A 24873-nucleotide genomic window follows, 5' to 3' on the forward strand; every position below is an offset into this window, starting at 1 on the left:
GGCGGCAGGCAATGCGTTTCTCGTGTGGGGTCCGGGACACCGCGCGGGGCCGAGGCATGGCCCCTCAAGGGGTTTGGGACAGGCAGGTCACCCTTGATTTCACTGGGGATGACAGGCGCGGGCTATTCGGCACGAGATCGCAGGCAAAAAAGGGTTAGAAACCAACCGGAAGGTGAAGAGCCACCATCAGCATAACGACCAGAGACGCAACACCCGCAGCATCCTGCAGGATGGTCGAGTGCGAGCGCGTGATTACGGTCTTGATCTGGGTCAGCATGGGTCACCTCCGGGTCAGGGATTTAATCCTTTGTTGACCTTTTGTTCTCATATTTCCCCGAGTCGGTAAAGAACTTTTTGAGAACATTTGCGAACTTTATGGATACTTTGGTACTAACCTACTGAAATCAAACGGATCGCCTGATCCTGTTTCATCAGCCAAAGCAGAACACGCGCGGCCTTTCCCCGGTCCGAGGTCAGTTTGGGATCGGTATTCAGCAAGGCCCGCGCATCGGTCTGGGCCACGGCCATCAATCCTGCCTGCCGTTCCAGATCCGCAATACGAAACTTCGGCAGGCCCGACTGGGCGGTTCCAATCAGATCTCCCGCACCGCGCATCTGTAGATCGGTCTCAGAAATGCGAAAGCCATCCTCGGTCTCACGCAGGACCTCCAACCGTTTGCGGCCGCCCTCACTGAGAGGTGCCTGATACATCAGAAGACAGGTCGAATCCGCATCCCCTCGGCCAACGCGTCCGCGCAACTGGTGCAGTTGAGCCAGACCAAAAATCTCAGCCCGTTCGATCACCATGATCGAGGCATTGGGGACGTTTACGCCGACCTCGATCACAGTCGTCGCCACCAGAACCTTGGTTTCACCTGTCTGGAAAGCGGTCATGGCGGCATCTTTTTCGGCAGGCGGCATCTGCCCGTGGACCAAACCAACGGTGCCCTCGCTCAAGATAGCGCGCAGCCGTTTGAACCGCTCTTCCGCCGCTGTCAGGTCGGAGACCTCGGATTCGTCGACCAGCGGACAGACCCAGTAACACTGCCGCCCTTCCTCAATGGCGCGGCGCAGATGGGCGACGACTTCTTCCATCCGTCCCGTGCTTACAATCGCGGTCTTGATCGGTTTTCGCCCCGGCGGTTTTTCGTCCAGAACCGAGACATCCATATCGCCATATTGCGCCAAAGCGAGACTGCGCGGAATCGGCGTGGCCGTCATGACCAGAACATCGGCACCCTGCCCTTTTTCCGAAAGCTCCATCCGTTGGCGTACGCCAAAGCGATGCTGTTCGTCGACAATCGCCAAACGCAAGGCCTTGAATGCCACATCACCCTGGAACACTGCATGGGTACCCACGAGAATCTGAATATCGCCAGCCTCCAAAGCAGCCAGCTTGGCCCGCCGCTCTGCCCCCTTGTCGCGTCCGGTCAGGATTTCCAACACGACGCCAGCCTCTTCCGCCAAGGGACGCAATCCCTCGAGATGCTGGCGCGCCAGAATCTCAGTCGGAGCCATCATGACCCCCTGCCCTCCGGCCTCGACCGCGACCAGCAGAGCCATAAACGCCACCAGAGTTTTGCCTGCGCCCACGTCACCCTGAAGCAACCGGTTCATGCGCGACTCCGAGGCCATATCGCCCGCGATTTCATCTATCGCCCGTGTCTGCGCACCAGTTGGCCGATAAGGCAGGCTCGCCAGAACCTTCGATTGCAACGCGCCTGTGCCAACACTGACAATCCCGCGTGCTTTGCGTTCCCGCTGCCGCGCCAGAGCCAGCGTCAACTGATGCGCCAGCAGCTCATCATAGGCCAAACGCTCTCGCGCCGGGGCGAATGAGGCCACGTCATCCGCACCTTGTGGATTATGTGCGGCCTGAATTGCCGCGTGCCATGAAGGCCAGTTTTGACTGCTGATCTGCGCCGGATCAGCCCATTCGGCCAGGACCGGTGCGCGCGTCAAAGCGCTGCGGACGGCCTTGAACATGGTCTTCTGCGTGATCCCCTGCGTCAGATGATAGACCGGCTCGAATTCAGGAATGTCCGAGGCCTGATCCACCGGCAGCATGTGATCGGGATGCACCATCTGCGCCATGCCGTCGAACAGCTCCAACTTGCCCGAGATCACACGGCGCGATCCCTCCGGCAGGACTTTCTTCAGGTAATCGCCACGCGCGTGAAAGAACACCAGTTGGAAATCGGCCTGACTGTCCTCGACATGAACGCGATACGCGCCGCCCCTATTCCGAGATGGGCGATGCGGGCCAACCGTCACCTCAACCGTCAACGTCGACGGCAGATCAACCCCTTGGATCGTGTCACGCCTGCGTCGATCAATCACGGCATAGGGCAAGCCAAACAGAACGTCGCGCGGGCTTTCCATCCCGGCCTGCGCCATCGCCTGAGCGGTCTTCGGGCCGACCCCCTCCAAGGTTTCAACCCCTGCGAACAGGGGAAACAAGGATTCTGGCCGTCCGCTCATGCGCCGTCGATCAGCTGCAACCAGCCATCCTCATCCAGGGTTTCGATCCCCAGCTCTGCCGCCTTTTTAGCCTTGGAACCAGCACCCGGCCCCGCAACAAGAATATCGGTCTTCTTACTGACCGACCCTGAGACTTTGGCCCCCAACGCCTCGGCCCGCGCCTTGGCTTCGGCGCGTGTCATCTTTTCCAGCGTGCCTGTGAAAACCACGGTCTTGCCCGCCACCGGGCTTTCTGAGGCCGGCGCATCTGGTGGCACGACAGTCAAATGCGCCTTGAGCGCATCAAACGCCTGTCGTTCCTCAACATTGGCGAAGGCGTCGGACAAAGCCAAACCAACCGTCGCGCCGATCCCGTCAACCGCAATCAGATCCGACCACGCGGCCGAGGCCTCCTCGGGCACGGACAATTCCACAATGGCGGCGGTGCGGCTTTCCTTGATCCGCGCCCGACGCCCTTGAGAGGCTGCGGCCAACCGTTCAGCCTCTTCCGCTTGATCCGCGGCTCGATACGCAAGCGCCGCCGGGCGCGCGGCATCGACAGCTTGGGACATTGCCTCCCAGTCGCGGTAATGCAGCGCAAGATCACGCGCGACGACCTCACCTACATGGCGGATGCCAAGGCCAAACAGCAAGCGAGCAAAGGGAATAGTCCGTTTCTCATCAATGGCCGCAAACAGATTACTGGCTGAGGTGTCCCCCCATCCTTCGCGATTTGTCAAACGGGACAGAGCGCTTGAGTCCCGGTCTTGCAGATCGAAAATATCAGCAGGCGTTTTGATCGGCAGGACCGGATCTTCATAGAACATCTCGATCTGTTTTGCGCCCAAGCCTTCGATATCGAAGGCCTTGCGAGATACGAAATGCTTTAACTTCTCAACAGCTTGCGCCGGGCAGATCATGCCACCCGTACAGCGTCGTACCGCGTCACCTTCTTCGCGCACCGCCGCACTTCCACACTTCCCACACGTACGCGGGAACTCATAAGGAACTGCATCTTCGGGCCGTTTCGACAGGTCGACATCCGCAATCTTGGGGATCACATCCCCGGCGCGGTAGACCTGTACCCAGTCCCCCTCTCGGATGTCCTTGCCATCCCGGATGGTGCCACCCTTGGCATCGCGCCCGGCGATATAGTCTTCGTTGTGCAGCGTTGCATTCGACACGACAACTCCGCCAACTGTGACCGGATGCAAGCGCGCAACAGGGCTGAGCGCGCCGGTGCGGCCGACCTGAATGTCAATCGCTTCAAGCCGGGTCCAAGCCAGTTCGGCGGGGAATTTATGCGCGATGGCCCATCTGGGCGTCGTTGATCGAAACCCGAGACGGGCTTGCAGGCCAAGGTCATCCACTTTGTAGACCACACCGTCGATATCATAACCCAGCGTCGCGCGCTGTTCTTCGATCGACCGGTAGTGCGCCAACATGTCCTGAGTTGATTTGCACAAACGTGTCAGCGGATTGGTCGAGAATCCTAAGCTTTTCAGTCGCTCAATCGCCCCATCTTGCGTCTCAGCCAGAGGGGCCGACAGCTCTCCCCACGCGTAGGCAAAGAACTTCAACGGTCGCGCGCGGGTGATTTCGGCATCCAGTTGTCGCAACGAACCGGCCGCAGCATTTCTGGGGTTGGCAAAGTGTTTGCCGCCAGCCTCTGCCTGACGTTCATTAAGCGCTTCGAAATCCGCGTGAGACATGTAGACCTCGCCGCGCACTTCTAGAATATCGGGGGCTCCTTCGATTGTGTGCGGAATATCAGAGATCGTTCGGGCATTCGCCGTCACGTTCTCTCCCACTTCTCCATCGCCCCGTGTGGCGGCTTGGACCAGTTTTCCCTGCTCATACCGCAGGGACAATGAAAGCCCATCGATCTTGGGCTCAGCCGTATAGGCCAAAGGCGCATCTGCAGACAGGCCCAAATACTTCCGAATCGAGCGGTCAAAATCCGCGACATCCTCATCGTCAAAGGCATTGCCCAAAGACATCATGCGCTGTGCATGCGTGACTTTGGAGAACCCGTCCGCTGGCCGCGCGCCAACTTGATCACTTGGACTGTCAGAGCGTTTTAGATACGGAAACTTCTCTTCTATTTCGACATTTCGCCGTTTCAGCGCATCGTATTCGGCATCCGAAATCTCGGGCGCGTCTTCCCCGTGATACAGCCTGTTGGCCCGCGACAGCAGGTCTGCAAGACGCGCGAGTTCGGCGCGTGCCTCATCCTCTGTCAGGTCTGCTATCGAGATGGAATTGCTCATGGCCTCGCCCTGTCACTTTATTCTGGACCTCAGTGATAGGGCGAGGTCATGGCTAGGTCCAGACGTGCTGAGCCGTGAGTGGAAATGCGACCCTCTGGACCATAGGGGGCAAGTGTCTTCGAACGTCAGGCGTTGACCGCCATCCGCGTCTCATTGAGGGAGTTGCTTTGCGGGTCCCGCAACACATAGCCGCGTCCCCATACGGTTTCGATGTAGTTGTCACCGCCTGTCGCGTTGCTCAGCTTCTTGCGCAGCTTGCAAATAAACACGTCGATGATCTTCAATTCAGGTTCGTCCATGCCGCCATAGAGGTGGTTGAGGAACATCTCTTTCGTAAGGGTTGTGCCCTTTCGCAAGCTCAACAGTTCGAGCATCTGGTATTCCTTGCCGGTCAGATGCACCGTCTGACCATCAACCTCGACAGTTTTCGCATCCAGATTGACCGCCACCCGACCGGTATGAATCACTGATTGCGAATGGCCCTTAGAGCGGCGAATGATGGCGTGAATACGGGCCACAAGTTCTTCGCGGTGGAACGGTTTGGTCAGATAATCGTCTGCCCCAAACCCGAATCCCTTGATTTTGCTTTCGGTGTCATCGGCACCGGACAGGATCAAAATCGGCGTTTCCACCCGAGCGATACGCAGTTGGCGCAAAACCTCATGGCCGTTCATATCCGGCAGGTTCAGGTCCAAGAGAATGAGATCGTAATCATAGAGTTTCGCTAGGTCGATCCCTTCTTCCCCAAGGTCCGTCGCATACACATTCAGATTGGCATGCGTCAGCATCAATTCAATGCTTTTGGACGTGGTAGGATCATCCTCGACAAGAAGTATTCTCATTTCACTGCTCCAATTCGGGTCAAAACTTCCAATTAAAAATACACCTGACCAAGAATGGTTAATCTTGCGTTACCGTTGAATCATTTATTCACTTTCGCCTTTAGGTTGTCGATAATTTTTTAGCGCGGTAACTTTCAGAGCATCAACGCCATGCTCTGCCACGGCAGAGACCCAGATGTTGAATTCCTCATCGCTGATGCCGTAGCGTTTCTTGGCCTCGGACAAGGTGATCAGGCCATACAACACCCCGCGCACGACCAGGATCTTGCGCGACGCCACCCAACGCCGCGTGTCCGGCGGCGGCAGATCGGCCTGCGACAAAATCGTGCCATCCGGCAGGGTTACAGACCGCGGACCTTCAACTTTGTGCAAATACATCTCTCAACCCTTTTCTGCTGCGACAAAGCTGACACCAGCCTACTTAATGCTGCGTGAAACCGCCCCTTGAGAGTGTCTAGAATTTTCTTATATTCTGCCGGTCTTTCTTAACCCGGACTGGAATCGCCATGGCCCTCGCCGCCGAGACCCAACTCAATTCGCTTGGCTTTGCCAAACCGCCCTCGGAAACGCGGGTGGTTGTTGCCATGTCGGGCGGCGTCGACAGCTCAGTCGTGGCCGCCTATCTGGCGGATCAGGGCTATGACGTGGTGGGCGTCACGCTGCAGCTCTATGACCATGGCGCGGCGCTGGCCAAGAAAGGCGCTTGCTGTGCCGGGATCGACATTCACGACGCGCGCCGTGTGGCCGAAGAGCGTGGTTTCCCGCACTACGTTCTGGACTATGAGAACATCTTCAAGGACGCGGTGATTGACGAATTCGCCGACAGTTATCTGGCGGGCGCGACACCTGTGCCCTGCATTCGCTGCAATGAGCGGGTGAAGTTCAAAGACCTGCTGGAAACGGCCAAAGACCTAGAAGCTGATTGCATGGCGACCGGGCACTACATCCAGCGGAAGATGGGACCCAACGGGCCGGAGCTGCACAGCGCCGAGGATGCGAACCGCGATCAGTCTTATTTCCTGTTCTCGACCACGCCCGAGCAGCTGGATTTCCTGCGCTTCCCTCTGGGCCACCTGCCCTCGAAGGATGCGACCCGCGAAATGGCAGCGCAATACGGGCTGGCGGTGGCGGACAAGCCCGACAGTCAGGACATCTGCTTTGTGCCCAACGGCAACTATGCCAGCGTCATCGAAAAGCTGCGCCCCGGTGCAGCTGAACCGGGTGAGATTGTCCATGCCGATGGCCGCGTTCTAGCGCAGCATAACGGCGTGATCCACTACACGATCGGACAGCGCCGCGGGCTGGGTATCGGAGGCCTGAGCGAGCCGCTTTATGTGGTGAAACTCGATGTCGACAAGAAGCAGGTCGTCGTCGGCCCGAAAGAGATGCTGGCCACGCGAACTGTTCCCGTGCGCGAGATCAACTGGCTAGGCGATGAACCCTTCACGTCACGCGACGAATGGCATGTTTCGGTCAAAGTCCGCTCGACCCGCCCCCCGCGCGAGGCGATAATTCGATCATTGTCTGAAACTACAGCCGAAGTTGAATTGCTGACACCCGAGGAAGGCATTTCGCCCGGTCAGGCCTGCGTGTTCTACGACCCAAACAGCAGTCGCATTTTTGGCGGCGGCTGGATTTGGCGCGGCTACTAGGCCGAGACCGGCGTGACCTCGGGTTCGATCTGGATCTGAAGGGCGTCGTTGAACCGGTTGAACGCCCCGCAAAGGGCAATGCGCCATGTCAGTTCAACGATCTGCGCGTCAGTAAACCACTCTTTCAGGTCCGAGATCTCGGCGTCGCGCATCCTGCCTGATCGGGTGGTCACTGCTTCGGCATAGCGGACCACCGCCCTGTCACAAGCGTCCAGCTCGGGGTGATCCTCGACCTCCGGCAGCCGCGCCACGCCTTCTGCGCTGAGACCCGCAACGGTCAGCAAGGGCGTGTGATGCGACACGCAATAGTCACAGGCGTTCAGCTTTGAGACCGTGACCATCGCCAGCTCCAACGCGCGGCGCGGAAGGGTTGCCTGCGCGCGCAAGGTGGTGAGCATCCCGCTGACATGTTCCAGAACCGGAGGGCAATGCGCCGCCACCCGCGCCCAATTGTCGAACGGCCCATAGGCGCCCAATTCCGCATGCGCCGCACGCGCGGCCGGTGTCATGTCATCGTCAGTCAAGGCGGGAATACGGGTCATTGCGGCTCTCCTTTTTGCCGCCGGATATCGCAAGCTGCAGGTCCAACTGCAACGCCACTTCGTTCACAACACCGAAACAGATCAGAGTATATCGGTCGGCGAGTTCAGCAGAATGTAGAGCCCGACACAGACCATGATATAGGGTGCGATCCTCTCTAGCCGGTTGACGCGCGGGCCTAGTTTCTGCGCATGAGGCGCCCCCCATGCAGCAACGGCTGCCAAACTTGCCGAAGCACAAGCCGCGCCAATCAGTGCTGCTAGCCGGTATGCGGGACTGGAATCTGCCAGCAAAGGCGTCATCACGGCGAATGTATCGACCGATAGGCTGAGAAACAGTGTCACGACCGAGGTCACAGCGCCCTTTGGCGTGTCGTCTGTCTGCTCAACTCCTGAAATCTGCTGCCAGATACCGCGCAGGCCAAGCGCCAGCGGAACGATCCCAAGATACCCGATCCACTCCGGCAGTCCGCTCTGGCTTAAACCTGTCGCGACGGCCAAGGACAGGCACAGGACAAGCCCATGCGCGACGGCAAACCCCATAAGCGAGCGGCGGTGATCCATCACCAGCATCAGCCCCAACAACACGGCCAGATTGTCGAGATTGGTCGACACCATCACAACCCCAGCCGAGACCGAAAAGAGCAGATACTCAAGCATCAGCTTTGGTCATCCGGGCTAAAACGGCCTTCGCCGCGCGAAGCCCAGGCGCTTCGCCGCCGCGGCCCAGAAGATCCATCGTGAGCGCCATGGCCTCACGTTGCGCTTCCGGGTTCGCGGCGACCTTTGTCAGGGCTTCGGCGATCTGGTCGGGTTGGCAATCGTCCAGCAGACACTCTGGCACTGTCCGCGTGTCCGAGACCAGATTGACCAGAGTCACCGTGTCCAGATGCACCATCCGCTTGGCAATCAGAGTTGTCAGCCAGTTGAGGTTATATGCAATCACCATCGGCGTGGCCTGCGCCGCCAACTCCAGTGACACAGTCCCTGACGCGGCCAATGCCAGATCCGCCGCCGCAAAAGCCGCCCGCTTTTGCTTCACCGCCTGATCCGAGGGCAGATCACGTGGGTCAACCACCACAGGTGATCCGGGCCAGCTGTGCAGATGATCCGTCACCGTGTCGACTATATGGGCCACCGCTGGCACAATAACCCGCGTTTCCGGGCGGGTTTTCAGGTAGAGCGAGAGTGTCTCGCCAAAGACAGGTGCAAGCCGGTCGACCTCGCCCCGGCGCGACCCCGGCAGGGCCAGTATTAGCGGGGCATCCCCCAGATCGTAGGCATCACGGAAGGCCTTGATGTCCGCCTCCGTCGCCTGCGGTTCGCTTGCGACCGGGTGGCCGACAAAATCGCACTCCATCCCCGCGCGCTCCATGTAGGGCGGCTCGAAAGGAAGCAGCGCAAGAACGTGATCGATCACCTTCGCCATCTTGTCCGCTCGACCCGGGCGCCAGGCCCAGACGCTGGGGGCGACATAGTGAACAATGCGAATTTCGCTGCTCGCCTTCACCAGTTTGGCCACACGCAATGAGAAATCCGGACTGTCGATGGTGATCAAAACATCGGGCTGTGTCTCCAGCACGGCCTGTGCCGTCTCAGATATCCTGCGTTTGAGATGGAAGAACTTGGGCAGAACTTCGACCAACCCCATGACGCTGAGCTCGGACATGGGAAAGCGGCTGTTCAGGCCCTGAGCCTGCATCAGCGGCCCGCCAACCCCGTCAAACGTGATATCAGGGACCAGCGCCTTTAGACCCTCCATCAAAGCGCCGCCCAGCCGGTCGCCCGAAGGTTCTCCGGCGACCAGAAAAACGCGCATCAGACAGCCCGCTCGCGCACATAGAGGAACAGGCCAAGGCGGTTGCACTCGGCGATGACATGATCCCGCCGCAGCACCATCACGCCGCCTTTTTCGATCACAATACCCGTCAGACCGGCGGCCACCGCATCAGTGACGGTCTCCGGACCGATTGCAGGCAGATCAACACGGCGATCCTGATCGGGTTTTGGGCCTTTGAACAGAACCCCGCCGCCCGCATCAGGCCGCTGGGTCAACGATTGCAACATCCACGCAGTGCCAAAAATGCTCTCAACCGCCAGAGCCTGCCCTTTGGAGACGGCACAGGCCTGACCAATATCTGCGCTGCCCATTGCGCGCAGAATACCTGCGGCACGATCCGCATCTCCCAGATCGGCCTCGGACGGATGCGCCTCGGTCAGACATCCCAGCGGAGGCAGCAGGTCAGGTGCGATCTCATGCGCGGCTTTGACGGCCAGGCCCGCATCCTCAAAGATACCGATCACAGCGCGCAAAGCGCCATCATCACCCGACATCATCGCCTTTTGAATGATCGGCACCAAAGGCATCGTTGCGGCATCAATCCGCGTGGGATCGACCTTTGGCCGCTGCACCGCACCCGCCATGCAGATCTGCGTCACGCCGCGCACCTTGAGATCTGCGAGAAAGCTGCCGAGCTGCTCCAGACGGAAAACGACGTCTACAGACAGGCTCTCAGGTTCGAACCCCTCCATCGCGCAGACCAACGGACGGTCTGGCAGAGCGTCCACGACAGCGTCCGGCAGAACACCCGTTCCTGCGATCAAAGCCAGCATTTGGTTATTTCCTCGGCGTCAGGAACGAGCGATCTGATTGACCGGTGACGAACTCGACAATGCGTTGAACATATTCGCTGTCGGTGTCCTTGCCTGCGCGATGGGCGCGTTCCTGAAAAGTCCCCTCGCCGCCGGACAGTTCCTTGAACGCCGCCCGCAGAGCCGAGATATCCTCACGCGATACACCGCGACGTTTCAGGCCAACAAGGTTCAACCCGTCCAACTCGCCACGCGGCGCTTGCACCAGACCGTAGGGAATAACGTCATTCGGAACCATGGTCAGCGCGCCGATGATAGCGCCGCGACCGACGCGGACCCATTGGTGCAGGCCCGAGATGCCGCCGACGATCACATCATCTTCGACGATACAATGCCCCGCCGCGCCCGCGTGGTTCACCATGATCACGCGGTTGCCGATCTGAACGTCATGGGCCACGTGAACTCCGGCCATAAACAGGCAATCGTCGCCAATCCGAGTCACACCACCACCGCCTTCGGTGCCCGTGTTGATGGTCACATGCTCGCGGATGCGGTTGCGCTGGCCGATCTCAAGCCGCGTATTCTCGCCCCCGAATTTCAGATCCTGCGGGATCTCACCGATCACTGAGAAGTTGAAGATGACAGTATCGTCGCCGACCGTGGTATCACCTGTGACGACCACATGCGTCTTCAGCTCGACCCGGTCGCCCAGTTTGACCTGAGGACCCACGTAGCAAAACGGACCAATCACGCAGTCCTGACCAATCTGCGCACCGTCTTCGATGATTGCGCTTGGGTGAATGCCGCTCATGTTGTTTTTTCCATGTCCCAATCGACATAGGCCGAGAATTCGGCTTCGGCTGCGACCTCACCGTCAACGGTGGCGCGTCCGTTGAACTTGAACAGCTTGCCGCCCTTCTTGCCGCGCAGGGTTTCGACATGCATCTCCAGCACGTCACCCGGCACCACTTTGCGGCGGAATTTGCATTTGTCGATGCTCATGAAATAGATCAGAAGCTCGGTATCAATGACATCCATGCCGACGCCCAGCATCACGCCCGAGGTCTGCGCCATCGCCTCGACAATGGTGACACCCGGCATTATCGGCGTTCCGGGGAAGTGGCCCTGGAAATGAGGCTCGTTCATGGTGACATTCTTGATGCCACGGGCCGATTGATAGCCGTCGATGTCGACCACCTTGTCGACCAGCAGAAACGGATAGCGATGCGGCAATATCCGCTGAATCAGCTGAATGTCGGCGCTTTTGGTTTCCGTCGTCATCGTTCACTCGTCCCGTTATTTGGATGTGTCAGTTTCCGCGTGGTTAGCAATACCCGCCCCTGAGGGCAAGCGAACCTATTCGCCTGTGCCGTCCTGCAGGCCGGTTCCATCGCCAATTGCGGCATTGATGCGGGCAATCGCATCATCCGTGATGTCGGAGGTGTCGGCGCTAAGGAATACATTTGCGCGTTCCAGCACGACGGCGGCCCCTGTTTCGCGCATCAGTTCGATTAGAACGGGCTGCGCCAAGGCGTAAAACGTTTGGCGGCTTTCTTCGCTACGCCGGGCCAAAGCGTCCAGTTTGGCGCGCTGGCCTTCGCGATGCGATTGCACCTTTTCGTCGAAGGCCTGCGCAAGAGGGCGGAAATCCTCTGGGGCCAGCTCGGCGCGTTTCTGAGTCAGGTCTTTCTCTTCGCTGCTGAGTTCCGCAACGATCCGCTCATTCTCTTCCGCGAGCTGAGCACCCTCGGATTCGATCTCGCGTAACACGCGCTGGCCGAACGCCGAATCCGCAAACAATCGGTCGCTTGAGATGGTCAGGACCAGCGGATCACGCACGCCCAATTGCTGCGCCGCTGTTTGGGACGCAAGTACAAGGCCCAGCAAAAGGCAAAGGGCCCGAACCGGGCCCCATGCGCGTCTAGATATTCGCAACCGCATGCCGGATCAGAACCGAGCCTGAACGGTCAGGTCGAAATTCTGTTCCTTGTCGAAGTCTTCCTTCTTCAACGCTTTCGAGAAGTTGAAACGCAGCGGGCCGAACGGTGTTTCCCACAGAACCGACACACCGATGACGTGACGAATGGAGCCATCCGCACCCACAATATTTGCACCTGCGGTGTTTACGTCATTGATGTTGTAAAGGTTGCCGACGTCGTAGAACAAACCGCCCCGCAGACCCAGTTCTTCCGGCAGCCCCAATGGGAAGTCGCTTTCGAACCGCGCCACCCAGTAGTAGTTGCCTCCGATAGCGTCGTCCTGCCCGTTGGACAGATCACGCGGGCCAAGACCGGCCGGTTCAAACCCGCGGAAGGTGTTCGGCCCCAAAACGAAACGGTCGATGGTACGGCTGAAGTCATTCCCCGACCAGTGAAGCGCACCAGCCTCAAGTGTCGCGCGCAGAACGACCTCTTCGTTCCATACACGGGTTTGCGCGATCGTGCGCGCCGTGGTCTTGAAGTACTTGTTGTCGCCACCCAAACCGGCTGCATCGAAGCCAAGTTCGAACAGGACACCCGCATTCGGGTTCAGGCCGCCGATACGGCTGTCATAGACATAGGTCAGGCCAAAGCTGCTGTTGACCCGCTCACCCTGCGCGATCTCCGATGTGATGACCGCACCGTTCGCCTCGTTGTCCTGCTGGGTCATTTCCGAGCGTTCCCAGCCGTAACGCACGCGCAAGGCCGACAGCTCGCCGATCGAATAAGTCAGCTGTGGGTTAAAAAACACGCGGTCCGTATCATAGCTGGCAAAGCTGGAGTTCGTGGTCGCGATACCCAGGCCCAGATCAAAACGTAGTTTGCGGCCCAATAGGTAAGGCTCAGTAAAGCTCAGCGAGTATTGCTCGGCGTCCTGAGCAGTTGAGATGGTCAGACCCAGGTTCTGGCCCCTGCCCAAGAAGTTCGATTCATTCAAGCCGATGGCGACACCGAAACCATCCGAGACCGAGTAGCTACCACCAAGGCTCAACGAGCCGGTAGGTTGTTCCTCGACATCCACATCCAGTATCACCTGGCTGGGCGAGGATCCTTCGCGCGGCTCGACCTCGGCGTTGGCAAAGAAGCCTAGGGCGTTGATCCGCTCAGCCGCCTGACGGATTTCGCGTGGGTTGAACGGGTCGCCTTCCACGGTGTCGAACTGACGACGGATCACCCGATCCAGCGTTGTTGTGTTGCCCTCAATATCAATGCGTTCCACGAAAATCCGTGGCCCACGGCTGAGGACGAATTCCACATCCAGCGTCAGATCACGCGGGTTGCGTGTGACGCGCGGTTCGACCCGCAGGAAATCCACGCCCTGCTTCACACCCAGCCGTTCCTGACGCGCAATCGAGTTCTCGATCAGGGTCGGCGAATAGGTCACGCCCGGCTTGATCTTCAGAGCATCCTGATAGATCGACGGATCCACACCCGGGATCTCGCTTACGGTCGTGATTTTGCCGAACGAGAACTTCTGCCCTTCGGTGATGTTCATGACTAGGAAGAAAGCGTCCCGCTCTCGGGTGAATTCAACATTGGCACTGTTCACACGGAAGTCGACATAACCTCGTGACAGGTAGAAATCCCGAATGACCTGCTTGTCGAATTCGATCCGGTCCCCGATGAACGTATCGTTGCGGAAGAATGTCCGCAGGAAGGTCGCCTGTTTGGTCTCAAGCACGCGACGCAAACGGCGGTCCGAGAAGGCACGGTTGCCCACGAAGCTGACGCGTTCAACCTCAATCGTGGTGCCTTCTGCAACTTCAAACACCAGATCGACGCGGTTGTCGTTTCGCCGGATGACGCGCGGGATCACAGTTGCCGATACCCGGCCTTGGGCGGAATAGACTTCGGCAATCAGGTCGGCGTCCGCCTCGGCCGCCTGCGGAGTGAATACACGGCGCGGCTCGGACGAGATCACATCCAGCAGAAGATCATCTTTGACGCGACGATTCCCTTCGATGCTGATCTGGTTGATTGTCGGGTATTCCTGCACCTCGATCACCAGAGTCGTGCCACGAGGTGTCAATTCGACTGTCTCAAAAACACCACTGTCAAGTACACGCTGATAGGCGTCGTTCAACTGACCGGCCGAAACCGTCTGCCCGGGTTCGATTCCCGTCCGTTGGATGATTGTACCTGTCTCAATGCGCCGGTTGCCCTCAACCTCGAAGGAGTTGATGGTAAAGTTTTGCGCCTGTGCTGCATGCGGCAAAGCCAGTAAACCCATTGCCGCAGTAAGAAAAAGAAATGATCGTGTGCGCCACAAAATCTTGTTTGTTGTCATCTGCCCTCCGCAGGATATACCCGCGCCTCGCCCGTCAGCCATTTTTTCTCTACCCAAAAATTTAGGACTTAATGCTGAGTAACGAGATTGAATGCGCTTGTCAAAACTCCAAAACCATCGGGGCGACGATAGGTCACCTGACACGCATTCTTATAGGGTTTTGGGGAATCAGAGACCGGCGAGATACGCGCCGCCAGCAAGCGCCAGCGCCGTTAGACCAAAGCACAAAAGCACATCCCAGTTCAGAACAAACAGGACGCTGACACTCTGATAGGATTTTTGAATAGCTTTGGTCATGGCCGCCTCATTTTCAGCGGCTATTTTTTACCTCCGAAATGAGGCATCAATGCGGCGCGATTGCGCCGCTTGCGCCACAATCAGCAAAATAGATCGTTACTGACCGAGAAGACCATGAGGCTGAGAACTACCGCAATCCCGAGGGTCATCAAAATCCGCAGGGCTTTGTCGCTGGGCGGTTTGCCCGAGACCGCCTCATAGGCGTAGAACACGAGGTGCCCTCCGTCCAACGCCGGGATCGGGAAAAGGTTCAGAAGACCCACGGCCGTTGACAGCACCGCGATGAAGAAGATGAAGTTTTGAGCGCCCTGGCTGGCCATAGCGCCTGAGGTCTCGGCGATACCGATCGGACCCGAGATGTTACAGGTGCTGATCGCACCGGTAATCATGTGCCACATGCCGGACAAAGAACCTTCGATGATGCGCCCGGTCTGACCCACGCCACCAACCAGCGAATCCCAAAGCCCCGCAGGCTCGGTCGCGGGTTGCAGCATCATACCGCCAACGATCCCGATCCGCCAATGGGTGACGAACCCGCCATCCGGCTGAGGCTCATCGGTTCGACGCGGAGCAAGCGCGAATTCAAGCTCCGCCCCTTCACGCCAGACGTTCAACAACAACACGCGACCGTCCGAGCCTTCGACATGTTCTTTCAACTGCTCGAAGGCAAAGATCGGATCTCCATCGACCGAGGTGATGACGTCGCCCCCTTCCAGTTGGATATCAAACGCCGCACTGCGCGGTGTGACCTGCTGAATCAGCGGCGGGAACAGCCAAGGGGCTGAGACATCCAGCGTTTCGCCATCGCGCAGGACTGTATAGTCTAGCACCGGCTCGACCGGCAGCGCATCGGTGAAGTCGCTCCACGCGCCTTCTTCGTCGAAATCAGGGACTTCAATCCCGGCAATCGCCAGAATCTCATCGCCCTCCTGCAGCCCCTGCTCTGTTCCCGGCAGCGGCTTCAGTTCTCCAACCGTCAGCGGCTCACGCGTGACGCCCTGAGACCAGAAGATCAGGCCAAAGACCAGAATCGACATGACGAAATTGAACACCGGCCCTGCCGCCACAGTGGCTGTTCTCGCCCACAGGGGTGCTCCGTGCATGGTGTGGCGCAGATATTCCGGCTGCTGCTGCGCGATGTCACCCATCGCCTCTTCATCCTTGCCTGAGGCTGCATTGGCATCACCAAGGAATTTCACGTAGCCGCCAAAGGGCAACAACGCGATCTGCCACCGCGTGCCGCGTTTGTCCACGCGGCTCCACAGAACAGGTCCGAACCCAATCGAGAACACTTCGGCATGAATGCCAGACCAGCGGCCGACGATGTAATGCCCGTATTCGTGAACCGCGACGATCACGGACAAGGCAATCACAAAGGCCACAATCGTCCAGAGCAAATTTCCGAACTGAGGGATCAGCGAAAGTACGTCCAAAACTCTATCCTGCTCGTTTGATCACGGTTTCATCCGCCCACTGCCGTGCGAGATGGTCCGTTTGCTGTACGTTATCAAGGGTCAAAGGGGCGTTAATAAGGCCATCCTCGGCATCAAACAGGTCCAGAACGCGTGACACGACCTCCGCCATGGTCGTGAAACCGATCCGACCTTCGATGAAGTGATCCAAAGCACGTTCTTTCGCGGCGTTCAAAACCGCCCCCGAAAGGCCGCCGCGCGCCATCACGTCTCGGGCCAGTTTCAGCGCAGGATAGCGGTTCTGGTCGGGATGGGAAAAGCGTAACTGGCTGAGTTGCGCCAGATCCAGCCGCTCAACCGGCAGATTGCGGCGTTCGGGCCAGTGCAGAGCATAACCAATTGCATGCCGCATATCAGGCGGGCCCAGATGTGCCATCAGCGCCCCGTCCCGAAACCCGACCATCGCATGAACAATGGATTCTGGATGAACCAATACCTCGATCTGGTCCGGATCGACGCCAAAGAACTCTCGGGTTTCAATGACTTCAAGCGCTTTATTGAACATGGATGCGCTATCAATCGTGATCCGCTGCCCCATGTCCCAGTTCGGATGGCTTGAGGCCTGCGTAACGGTCGCGGACGCCAAATCCTCGAGCGGCCAATCCCGGAACGCTCCGCCGCTTGCGGTGATGATAACGCGCTCGACCGCATCCATATCCTCACCGACCAATGCCTGAAACACCGCTGAATGCTCACTGTCGACGGGCAGTACACGCGCATCGTTTTCACGGGCCGTCTGCAACACAAGGGCGCCCGCACAGACCAGAGTCTCTTTATTGGCAAGCGCCAGCGTTGCGCCCTGTTTTAACGCCTCAATACCAGGCGCGAGACCGGCGGCGCCAACGATCGCGGATAGCACCCAGTCCGCCGGGCGCGCGGCGGCCTCAACGATCGCGCTCTGACCCGCCGCCACCTCGATCCCGCTGCCCTGCAACGCATCACGCAGGTCCTGCAATCGGTCCTCAAACGCGGTGACAGCGAGTTTCGCGCCAAGCCGTCGGGCATCCTCGGCCAGTTGTCGGATATTCGAGCCACCTGTCAGGGCGACCACATCATAGGCTTCGATATCGCGCGCAATAAGGTCAATCGCATTCTGACCAACCGATCCGGTCGCCCCAAGGATTGAGACTTTGCGCATCACATCTCTCCGGGTGCGTAAACCAGCCCTGCGATCAGCACAAACAACGCCGCACCCATCATGCCGTCAAACCGGTCGAGAAAGCCGCCATGCCCCGGTATGAGGTTCGAGCTGTCCTTGACACCGAATTTCCGTTTGACCGCGCTTTCAACGATATCGCCCGCCTGGCTGGCCATGGACGCCATAACTGAGACCAGAACGAACAGCACTCCAAATCCGCCATGCAGTGCGAAACCCACGCCAATCAGGCCCGCCGCGACCCAGCCACCAGCTGTGCCCGACCATGTCTTCTTGGGGCTGACCTTGGGCCAGAATTTCGGGCCACCAATTGCCTTGCCCACGAAATACCCAGCAACATCCGTGGCCACGACGACCGCGATCAGCCAGACCATCCAACCGAAGCCCATGTTTTCACGAATGGAAATGAACCCCAGACCAGCGCCCGCGATCCACAAGGCAAACAGAAAGTACAAGCCGCGCGAACAGGTGACCTGCCCTGCCCCGACCAGCGCCGGAGCCACCAGAAACGGCAACTTATAGAGCGGCGGCACGTGATAGCTGATGATCACCGCAACCCCGGTCAGAATACCGAGTTGCATGGCCAAGCCTCCGCGCTGCGGTTCGATCATGCGTACCAGCTCCCAGGTCATCAAACCGCAGGCAACCGCGATGAAGCTTTCAAACCACAACCCGCCCAGCCATACCTCGACCGCGCCAATTGCGACCAAAACGACTGCGGACAGAATCCGTGCGGTCAGATCAGACCATCGGCCTTCGCTCATGCCAGAACCGCTCCGAAACGCCGCTCGCGCGAGCCGTAGTTGCGGCACAGACGCTCCAACTCGGCGGCGGTGAAATCCGGCCAGAGCGTGTCAATAAATTCGTATTCGGAATAGGCAGACTGCCAGAGGAGAAAATTTGAGATCCGCGCCTCTCCGCTGGTGCGAATGACCAGATCGGGATCGGGAAGAACCCGTGTATCCAGATACTTGGGCAGGGTTTCTTCATCCACATCCTCGGGCTTCAGTCGCCCCTCGGCCACATCCCGTGCAAGACGTTTTGTGGCCCGCGCCACCTCATCTCGGCCGCCATAGTTCAAAGCGACAGTCAGATGGACCAAATCGTTGTTCTTTGTGGCTTCTTCCAGCGAATCCATCAGGTCGATCAGCTTGGCATCCAAGCGGACCCGATCGCCGATAAAGCGCACGCGAATGCCGTTCTCGGCCAGAGTGCGCGTTTCCTTGATGATGTAGCGCCGAAACAGGCTCATGAGGCCAGCGACTTCGACCTGAGTCCGCTTCCAGTTTTCCGTCGAAAACGCAAAAACGGTTAGGTATTTTATGCCCAACCCCGGACAGGCCTCGACCACCTCACGTACGCGCCTCGCACCTGCGTGGTGACCGAAAAGCCGAGGCCGGCCACGCGCCTGCGCCCACCGACCATTGCCATCCATGATGATAGCGACATGCTTTGGGCCAGCCTGCACGTCCGTATGGGGATCCTTGGGCATCAGTACCGGCTCAGACCTGCATGATTTCCGACTGCTTGGTCTCAAGCGCGGCATCAACAGCTTTGATCATCGTGTCGGTCAGATCCTGAACTTCGCTTTCCCAGAACTTCTGGTCATCCTCGGACATTCCGTCCGATTTCGCTTTCTTGATCTGATCCATACCGTCGCGCCGCACGTTACGGATCGAAACCCGCGCGCTTTCGGCGTATTGCCCGGCAACTTTGCCCAGTTCGCGGCGGCGCTCTTCGTTCAGTTCCGGGATCGGCAGCATGATAATGGTGCCGTTCAGCTGGGGGTTGATGCCGAGCCCGCTTTCACGGATCGCCTTTTCAACCTTGCCCACAAGGCCTTTGTCCCAGACGTTTACTGTCACCATCCGAGGTTCAGGCACATTGACCGTGCCAACCTGGTTGATCGGTGTCATCGAGCCATAGGCATCCACCATCACCGGCTCCAGCATCGAGGCCGAGGCCCGCCCGGTGCGCAGAGAGGCAAATTCAGTTTTGAGATTGGACATCGCGCCATCCATGCGGCGTTTCAGATCGTCGGTGTCCAGTTCGAAGTCGTCAGACATGCTGCTCACTCCCCGTCTTCAAGTGCTGTTTGGATGGGTCTTAAGCCATCGCATTTGGGATGTATAGCAATCATGAGCATGAATTGTGGCAATGACCAGAACTGTTTCGGTCCTTTTGCCGACCCGAAGGTTAAGCCAGGGCAGTTCTGCCCCGGCTATTTTCCTGAATCAGGCGTTTACGTCGACGACAACGCGGCCCTTGACCTGGCCTTTCAAAATATCCGCGCCCAGTTGGGGCAAATCGGACAGAGCTGCCGGATGCACCATGGCCTCCAGCTTGTCCATCGGCAGGTCGGTCGCGATGCGCTGCCAAGCCCGCAGACGGTTATCATAAGGCTGCATCACGCTATCAATCCCCAGAAGGTTCACGCCGCGCAGTAGGAAGGGAATCACTGTCGCAGGCAACCCCGCACCGCCAGCAAGCCCAACCGCAGCGACCGAGCAGCCGTACTTCATCTGACCCAAAACGCGCGCCAGCATGTCACCGCCAACGGCATCGACACAGCCCGCCCAGGTTTCGCTCTCCAACGGGCGCTTCGTGGTCTCGTTCAGCTCTTCGCGCGGCACGATAGTCGTGGCGCCAAGCGATTTTAGGTAGTCTCCGGTCTCTGGGCGTCCGGTCACAGCTGCGACCTCATAGCCCAGCTTGCCCAGAATAGCCGTCGCCACCGAACCAACACCTCCAGCAGCACCAGTCACCAGCACAGGCCCACGATCCGGCGTCAACCCGTGATCCTCCAGCGCCATCACCGCCAACATGGCCGTAAACCCGGCTGTTCCGACGGCCATCGCCTGCCGAGCGTCCAGCCCATCCGGCAAGGGCACCAACCAATCGGCCCGAGCGTTAGCCTTCTGCGAATAACCACCCCAATGGGCCTCACCCACTCGCCAGCCGGTCAGAACCACCTTGTCACCGGGCTTGTAGCGGTCGTCCGAGGACGCCTCGACCGTTCCTGCATAGTCGATACCGGGAATGTGCGGATAGTTCCGCACCAGGCCGCCGCCCTTGGCGGACAAGCACAGTCCGTCCTTGTAGTTCACTGTCGAATACTCAACAGCAACCGTCACCTCTCCGTCAGGCAGATCCTCCAGCGAGAGCGGCTTGACCGAGGGGCTTGCCAGACCGCTTTCTTCATCCTTTTCCATAATCAAAGCATTGAACATATTGCTATCCTTTCATTTTTGGCGGCCAGCCAAGTCCTACGGCTGGCTCAAAATAACCCGGTGGAGTCGCGCAACGAGCCCTCATATCCAGAACTTCGCCTGCACCGTCGCGCTCCGCATACCGTCAGGCGTTTCAACCTCAACCTTGGTTCCGGCGTCCCAATGGCTCAACTTGACCATACCAATCGAAACATTGGTCGAGAAATCCGGAGACCAGGCCGCAGACGTCACCTGACCCACCTGCTTTCCGTCCGCAAAGACAGGCCACGGCTGGACACAAGGCAGCACCGCATCTCCGTCGATCGCAATCGGACGTATCTGTTGCACCGGACCTTCTTTGGCCACACGCAACAACGCATCCCGGCCCACGCAGCCGATGGCGGTATGCGTATTGCAGAACTTGCCCAGCCCACATTCATGCGGTGTGTTGTCATCGGTCATATCATTGCCGTAGGACAACAACCCTCCCTCGATCCGCTCGATCAGGTTGGGACACCCGGCTCGCACGTCCAGGTCTTCGCCCGCCGAGAACAGAGCGTTCCACAGAGGCATACCGATGTCGCTGCCCTCGACATAGATCTCGAACCCACCTTGCTTGGAGTAGCCCGAGCGGGCAACCGCAAGATCGCGCCCTTCGAATTCGAACATGTCGAACTTGAAGAAACGAATATCACGTACACGGTCTCCGAAAACGCGGGCCATCAGTTCATCTGCTTTTGGCCCCTGAACGCCCAAGGGCGACACGTCCGGCTCATCAACCAGCACATCCAGACGATACCCGTTGGCCAACCCCTTGACCCAAAGCAACAAATCGCTGTCGGCGATAGAGATCCACCAACGATCCTCCGACAGTTTCACCGCCACGGGATCGTTCAGCATCCCGCCGGTTTCGTCCACAATCGGCACGTAGAAACACTGCCCGGGCAGCATGCCGCGCAGGTCACGCGGTGTCAGCATTTGCATCAGACGCGCAGCGTCCGGCCCGCGCAGCTCAACCTGACGCTCACAGGAGACGTCCCAAACCTGAACGTTCTTTTTCAGGTGATGGTAGTCGGCCTCGACACTTTCAAAGACCGTCGGCAACAACATCCGGTTGTAAACCGTGTAGCCTTTGACACCAGCGGCTTCGACGCCTTCGGAAAACGGCGTGCGACGCAGGCGACGAGACAGGGATATTTGCGGCATTCAGCCCTCCTTTGGCATGAAGCAAAGATCGCTGACCGGGGCCTCGGAACCGGCTTCGGTCAGCATTTTGTGTAGTTGTCCACGATGATGAGTTTGATGGTTGAAGAAATGCATCACGCATTGCGCGTAAGGCAAAGTAACATCAGCCTCTTTTGCGGCTGAGTACCATGTGAAAGGCCCCGACAGAACCTCATCCCCAAGCGTATCCGCCCAATCCGAGATCCGATCATCCATAGCCACGCGCAGAGCCAGCCAGCTATCGAGATCAGGGCAGAGATGCACGCTTTCGTGGATGCCCCCTCCGGCTCGGTGGATGTTGCTCTCCGGTCCCGGACCTTTGTCAAAGCGTGACATCCAGATCCAGTCACCCCACAGCAAGTGGTTCGCCGTGCCCATAATCGAGCCGAAAAACGCGCCGCGTTCCTGCACCAATTCCTCGGGCGAAAGCGCTTGAAGAAATTCCGCCAACTGGCTGTTTTGCCAGTGATTGTAGCGCGCCATTTCCCTTGCGTATGCTCCGGTGATCATCACTTAGGCCCATGCCAGTCAATCGGGCAGATCTCGGCGGATTTACCACCGAAATCCCAGACGCGCCCATAATCGCGCACTTTCGATTTGTTTCCGCGCGCTACGATGATGTCTGGCCCCATCCAGTATTTGGAGTTCGACACCATCACCGGATGCTCAGGGTCTTTACCGCCCAGCATCTCAATCTCGCCTTGGATTTTACGACCGATCGCAATCCTGCGCTTGTTGCCGTCCCGTTCGATCTGGACCGGAGCACGCTCGGCCCCGATGATCTCGCTCACCAGCATGGTGAACAGGCCAGTGGTGCCGCCGGCCTGACCGCTAAAAATCTGCAGCAGCCCGTTATAGGCCTTGCCGCTGGCGCGTTCATCGACATAGGCAGCGACTTTCCACTGCCCCTCGCCCATGCGACCCGGAATATCGACCAGAAGACCAACATTCAGGCCCGACAGATCTTCGCCCTCATAATGCCCTTCGTCGATGATCACGCCCATCCAGGCGTGGCAGTGGCCCTCTGTCGGAGGGTGCGCGCCCAAAGAGACCACGCAGGGGCAGAACACGTCGCATGAGCAGTTCAGGATCAGCTCGCCTTTGATGGACCAGTCCGTCGGGCTCATCTCCCGCCGTTTGGGGTTGGGCATACGGCTGTCGATCCGCTGACTAATCGGAAGCCGGTCGGCCTCGGGTTTTCTGTTTTTCGCCATCAGCTTATCCTCCGTAAGCAAAGGGATAGATCAGCAGCGCAACACCGCCTGCGATCAGTATGAACCCCATAGGTCGGGTCACAGCATGCCCGATCTGGGGGAGTTTTTCCAAAACCATGAACAGGGTCGCCAAACCCATCCACAAAAGGCTCATGACGCCTCCAACAAAGCCAAGCGCCATGAAGCCCCAGCAGCAACCGACGCAGAACGCGCCGAGCCCTAGCCCCATTCTCACACCGCCCGCAAAGCCGGTTTTCCAATGGCCCAGGAAATACGTCATTGGGGCATGACAAACGCCGTGGCAGACCTCTTTCGCGCGAGTGAACTGGAAGGCGCCGACCACGATCAGCAGCCCTCCGGCCACCCAATTGGACTTGGCGATGCCAAGCATATCGACAAACCCACCGAACAGCAGGGCAAGCTGAACGCCCGCGATAAGCGCTGCAAATCCCACCCAGACGATGAAATACCCGGCCAGAACGCCCAGCCATCCAGCCCGCGTACCATTGGCGCTGCGTATCAGGTCGTCATAGCTGCGGAGCGTCGGCACAAGCGTCGGCAGCATCATCGCCGCCATCATGATCGCCCACATCCAGAACAAAGGGCCAAACTCGGCCATGGGCATATACATGTCCATGCGCGGGTCCATCGCCGCCATAGCCTGCCCCATCGGCCCCGGCCGACCAATCCAGTCGAGGTCCATGTCTCGGCTCATCGAGAACATGACCCACCACGCCCACAGGATCACAGCATAGAACGCCAGCCACATTCCGCTGCGGAACAATGCGCGACTCATGTGATCCTCCGACTCAACTCTCTTGCTTTTCAAATGTCAGACTTTTAAATGTCAGACAAATAAAATTTTCAGACTGGCCACAAATGAAGATAGACCCCGCAAATCCCGCAGACCTCTCTGCCCAGATCGCACAGGCCATTCGGAACGCGATTGTGTCCGGCGAATTGATCGTGGATGAGCGCCTGCCCTCTGAATCAGAACTTGCGGATCAGTTCCGGGTGTCGCGGCCCACTGTACGCGAGGCCCTGAAGCGCTTGGCCGCGCAGTCCCTGATCCGTACCCAACGCGGTGCAACTGGCGGGGCCTTTGTGAACCGGATCAGTTTTGAGGACGCCTATTCGCAGCAAATCACCACCTCGACCCTGCTTCTGTCGATGAACGCCGTCAGTTTCGATACGGCGTGTGAGGCGAGGTATGCGCTGGAGCGCGCCTGTGCGCCTTTGTCGGCCCAACGTCGCACCGCGGATCAACTGGCAACGATGCGGGCCGAGATCTTTCGTCAGGCTCAGCCAGGTTTGACCGATGAGGCTTTCTGCGCCTCAGACGTCGCCTTTCACCGCGCGCTGGTCGATGGCGCGGACAATCCAGTGCTGTCTTATCAACTGGCGGGTGCGGTCGAGGCCATGCAGCCGCTGATGAACATGATCACCTTCACCGCGCGCTCTCGCGAAGAGATCATTGCACTGCACACCAAGATCGCCGACGCGCTTGAGGCGCGCGATGCCCCATCGGTCGACGCGATGCTGATCGAACTTGAAACCTATACACGCCAACTGGCCCGAGACGTGGCCGAGCGCAAACGTAAAACCGCCTGACACTCAGGCCCGAAATCTGACGCAGACCAACAGGCAGAAAGGAAGCACGAGCAGGCAGGATGTCACCCG

General features: G+C 58.7%; 26 protein-coding genes. 2 read left to right on the top strand and 24 right to left on the bottom strand.

All coding sequences use genetic code 11. The features are described from left to right. Positions 1–154: 154 nt before the first annotated feature. The 5 genes from ACR0I8_RS01095 to sciP all read right to left on the bottom strand — a co-directional run bounded on the left by ACR0I8_RS01095 (position 155) and on the right by sciP (position 5950). Positions 155–277 (bottom strand): hypothetical protein, encoded by a 123-nt coding sequence (locus tag ACR0I8_RS01095; RefSeq protein WP_256439826.1) that lies wholly within the window; start codon positions 275–277, stop codon positions 155–157. A 113-nt stretch (positions 278–390) separates the two neighbouring features. Then, a complete protein-coding gene (gene recG, locus ACR0I8_RS01100; protein ID WP_480702643.1) occupies positions 391–2481 on the bottom strand; it encodes an ATP-dependent DNA helicase RecG in 2091 nt (696 codons plus the stop codon). Then, positions 2478–4730, bottom strand: a complete 2253-nt coding sequence (ligA, locus tag ACR0I8_RS01105) for an NAD-dependent DNA ligase LigA (RefSeq protein ID WP_480702645.1) — start codon at positions 4728–4730, stop codon at positions 2478–2480. The genes recG and ligA overlap by 4 nt, the downstream gene beginning before the upstream one ends. Before the next feature lie 125 nt (positions 4731–4855). After that, a complete protein-coding gene (ctrA, locus tag ACR0I8_RS01110) occupies positions 4856–5572 on the bottom strand; it encodes a response regulator transcription factor CtrA (RefSeq protein ID WP_170373759.1) in 717 nt (238 codons plus the stop codon). An 84-nt stretch (positions 5573–5656) separates the two neighbouring features. Beyond that, positions 5657–5950, bottom strand: a complete 294-nt coding sequence (gene sciP / locus ACR0I8_RS01115; protein WP_170688687.1) for a CtrA inhibitor SciP — start codon at positions 5948–5950, stop codon at positions 5657–5659. A gap of 128 nt (positions 5951–6078) precedes the next feature. Between sciP and mnmA the strand changes: the two genes are divergently transcribed. Next, positions 6079–7224: a tRNA 2-thiouridine(34) synthase MnmA gene (gene mnmA / locus ACR0I8_RS01120; RefSeq protein WP_170688688.1), complete on the top strand. Its 1146-nt coding sequence runs from the start codon at positions 6079–6081 to the stop codon at positions 7222–7224. Here mnmA and ACR0I8_RS01125 read toward each other — a convergent pair. From ACR0I8_RS01125 to ACR0I8_RS01215, 19 genes are all read right to left on the bottom strand, one after another. Next, positions 7221–7766, bottom strand: coding sequence for a carboxymuconolactone decarboxylase family protein (locus ACR0I8_RS01125; protein ID WP_170688689.1), 546 nt, complete (start codon positions 7764–7766; stop codon positions 7221–7223). The genes mnmA and ACR0I8_RS01125 overlap by 4 nt on opposite strands. A gap of 81 nt (positions 7767–7847) precedes the next feature. After that, a complete protein-coding gene (locus ACR0I8_RS01130; RefSeq protein ID WP_170688690.1) occupies positions 7848–8423 on the bottom strand; it encodes a hypothetical protein in 576 nt (191 codons plus the stop codon). Continuing rightward, positions 8416–9582, bottom strand: coding sequence for a lipid-A-disaccharide synthase (lpxB, locus tag ACR0I8_RS01135; RefSeq protein ID WP_170688691.1), 1167 nt, complete (start codon positions 9580–9582; stop codon positions 8416–8418). Before lpxB ends, ACR0I8_RS01130 begins: the two co-directional genes overlap by 8 nt. Beyond that, positions 9582–10376 (bottom strand): UDP-2,3-diacylglucosamine diphosphatase LpxI domain-containing protein, encoded by a 795-nt coding sequence (locus ACR0I8_RS01140; protein ID WP_170688692.1) that lies wholly within the window; start codon positions 10374–10376, stop codon positions 9582–9584. Before ACR0I8_RS01140 ends, lpxB begins: the two co-directional genes overlap by 1 nt. 4 nt (positions 10377–10380) lie before the next feature. Beyond that, positions 10381–11166 carry an acyl-ACP--UDP-N-acetylglucosamine O-acyltransferase gene (gene lpxA, locus ACR0I8_RS01145; protein WP_170373766.1) on the bottom strand — a complete coding sequence of 262 codons (786 nt, stop codon included), beginning with the start codon at positions 11164–11166 and terminating at the stop codon, positions 10381–10383. Next, positions 11163–11636: a 3-hydroxyacyl-ACP dehydratase FabZ gene (fabZ, locus tag ACR0I8_RS01150; RefSeq protein WP_170373767.1), complete on the bottom strand. Its 474-nt coding sequence runs from the start codon at positions 11634–11636 to the stop codon at positions 11163–11165. The genes lpxA and fabZ overlap by 4 nt, the downstream gene beginning before the upstream one ends. A 75-nt stretch (positions 11637–11711) precedes the next feature. Next, entirely contained in the window at positions 11712–12194 is a 483-nt protein-coding gene (locus ACR0I8_RS01155) for an OmpH/Skp family outer membrane protein (RefSeq protein WP_480523598.1), read from the bottom strand. Between the two features lie 108 nt (positions 12195–12302). After that, a complete protein-coding gene (gene bamA / locus ACR0I8_RS01160) occupies positions 12303–14621 on the bottom strand; it encodes an outer membrane protein assembly factor BamA (protein ID WP_480702649.1) in 2319 nt (772 codons plus the stop codon). 168 nt (positions 14622–14789) lie between these two features. Then, on the bottom strand, positions 14790–14918 hold the full coding sequence (locus ACR0I8_RS01165) for a hypothetical protein (protein WP_419737989.1): 129 nt from the start codon (positions 14916–14918) through the stop codon (positions 14790–14792). An 80-nt stretch (positions 14919–14998) separates the two neighbouring features. After that, positions 14999–16351, bottom strand: a complete 1353-nt coding sequence (gene rseP, locus ACR0I8_RS01170; RefSeq protein WP_170688694.1) for an RIP metalloprotease RseP — start codon at positions 16349–16351, stop codon at positions 14999–15001. A 4-nt stretch (positions 16352–16355) separates the two neighbouring features. Beyond that, the gene (gene dxr, locus ACR0I8_RS01175; RefSeq protein WP_170688695.1) at positions 16356–17528 is read right to left on the bottom strand and encodes a 1-deoxy-D-xylulose-5-phosphate reductoisomerase; all 1173 of its coding nucleotides are present in this window, start codon (positions 17526–17528) and stop codon (positions 16356–16358) included. Beyond that, on the bottom strand, positions 17528–18310 hold the full coding sequence (locus ACR0I8_RS01180; RefSeq protein ID WP_170688696.1) for a phosphatidate cytidylyltransferase: 783 nt from the start codon (positions 18308–18310) through the stop codon (positions 17528–17530). The genes dxr and ACR0I8_RS01180 overlap by 1 nt, the downstream gene beginning before the upstream one ends. Further along, positions 18307–19038, bottom strand: a complete 732-nt coding sequence (locus tag ACR0I8_RS01185) for an isoprenyl transferase (RefSeq protein ID WP_170688697.1) — start codon at positions 19036–19038, stop codon at positions 18307–18309. The genes ACR0I8_RS01180 and ACR0I8_RS01185 overlap by 4 nt, the downstream gene beginning before the upstream one ends. A 10-nt stretch (positions 19039–19048) precedes the next feature. Next, positions 19049–19612 (bottom strand): ribosome recycling factor, encoded by a 564-nt coding sequence (frr, locus tag ACR0I8_RS01190; RefSeq protein WP_170373774.1) that lies wholly within the window; start codon positions 19610–19612, stop codon positions 19049–19051. Between the two features lie 168 nt (positions 19613–19780). After that, positions 19781–20776 carry an acryloyl-CoA reductase gene (gene acuI / locus ACR0I8_RS01195; protein ID WP_480702651.1) on the bottom strand — a complete coding sequence of 332 codons (996 nt, stop codon included), beginning with the start codon at positions 20774–20776 and terminating at the stop codon, positions 19781–19783. Between the two features lie 81 nt (positions 20777–20857). Beyond that, complete coding sequence (locus ACR0I8_RS01200; protein ID WP_170688699.1) at positions 20858–21961, bottom strand: dimethylsulfoniopropionate demethylase; 1104 nt, start codon at positions 21959–21961, stop codon at positions 20858–20860. Next, the gene (locus ACR0I8_RS01205; protein ID WP_170638657.1) at positions 21962–22489 is read right to left on the bottom strand and encodes a DinB family protein; all 528 of its coding nucleotides are present in this window, start codon (positions 22487–22489) and stop codon (positions 21962–21964) included. Then, the gene (locus ACR0I8_RS01210) at positions 22489–23193 is read right to left on the bottom strand and encodes a DUF1326 domain-containing protein (RefSeq protein WP_170458301.1); all 705 of its coding nucleotides are present in this window, start codon (positions 23191–23193) and stop codon (positions 22489–22491) included. Before ACR0I8_RS01210 ends, ACR0I8_RS01205 begins: the two co-directional genes overlap by 1 nt. 4 nt (positions 23194–23197) lie before the next feature. Continuing rightward, positions 23198–23989 (bottom strand): DUF2182 domain-containing protein, encoded by a 792-nt coding sequence (locus tag ACR0I8_RS01215; protein WP_170688700.1) that lies wholly within the window; start codon positions 23987–23989, stop codon positions 23198–23200. Between the two features lie 83 nt (positions 23990–24072). Here ACR0I8_RS01215 and ACR0I8_RS01220 point away from each other — a divergent pair, with 83 nt between their 5' ends. Beyond that, positions 24073–24804: a GntR family transcriptional regulator gene (locus ACR0I8_RS01220; protein ID WP_170688701.1), complete on the top strand. Its 732-nt coding sequence runs from the start codon at positions 24073–24075 to the stop codon at positions 24802–24804. Positions 24805–24873 lie beyond the last annotated feature (69 nt).

This window comes from Ruegeria sp. BG9 (assembly GCF_056538305.1).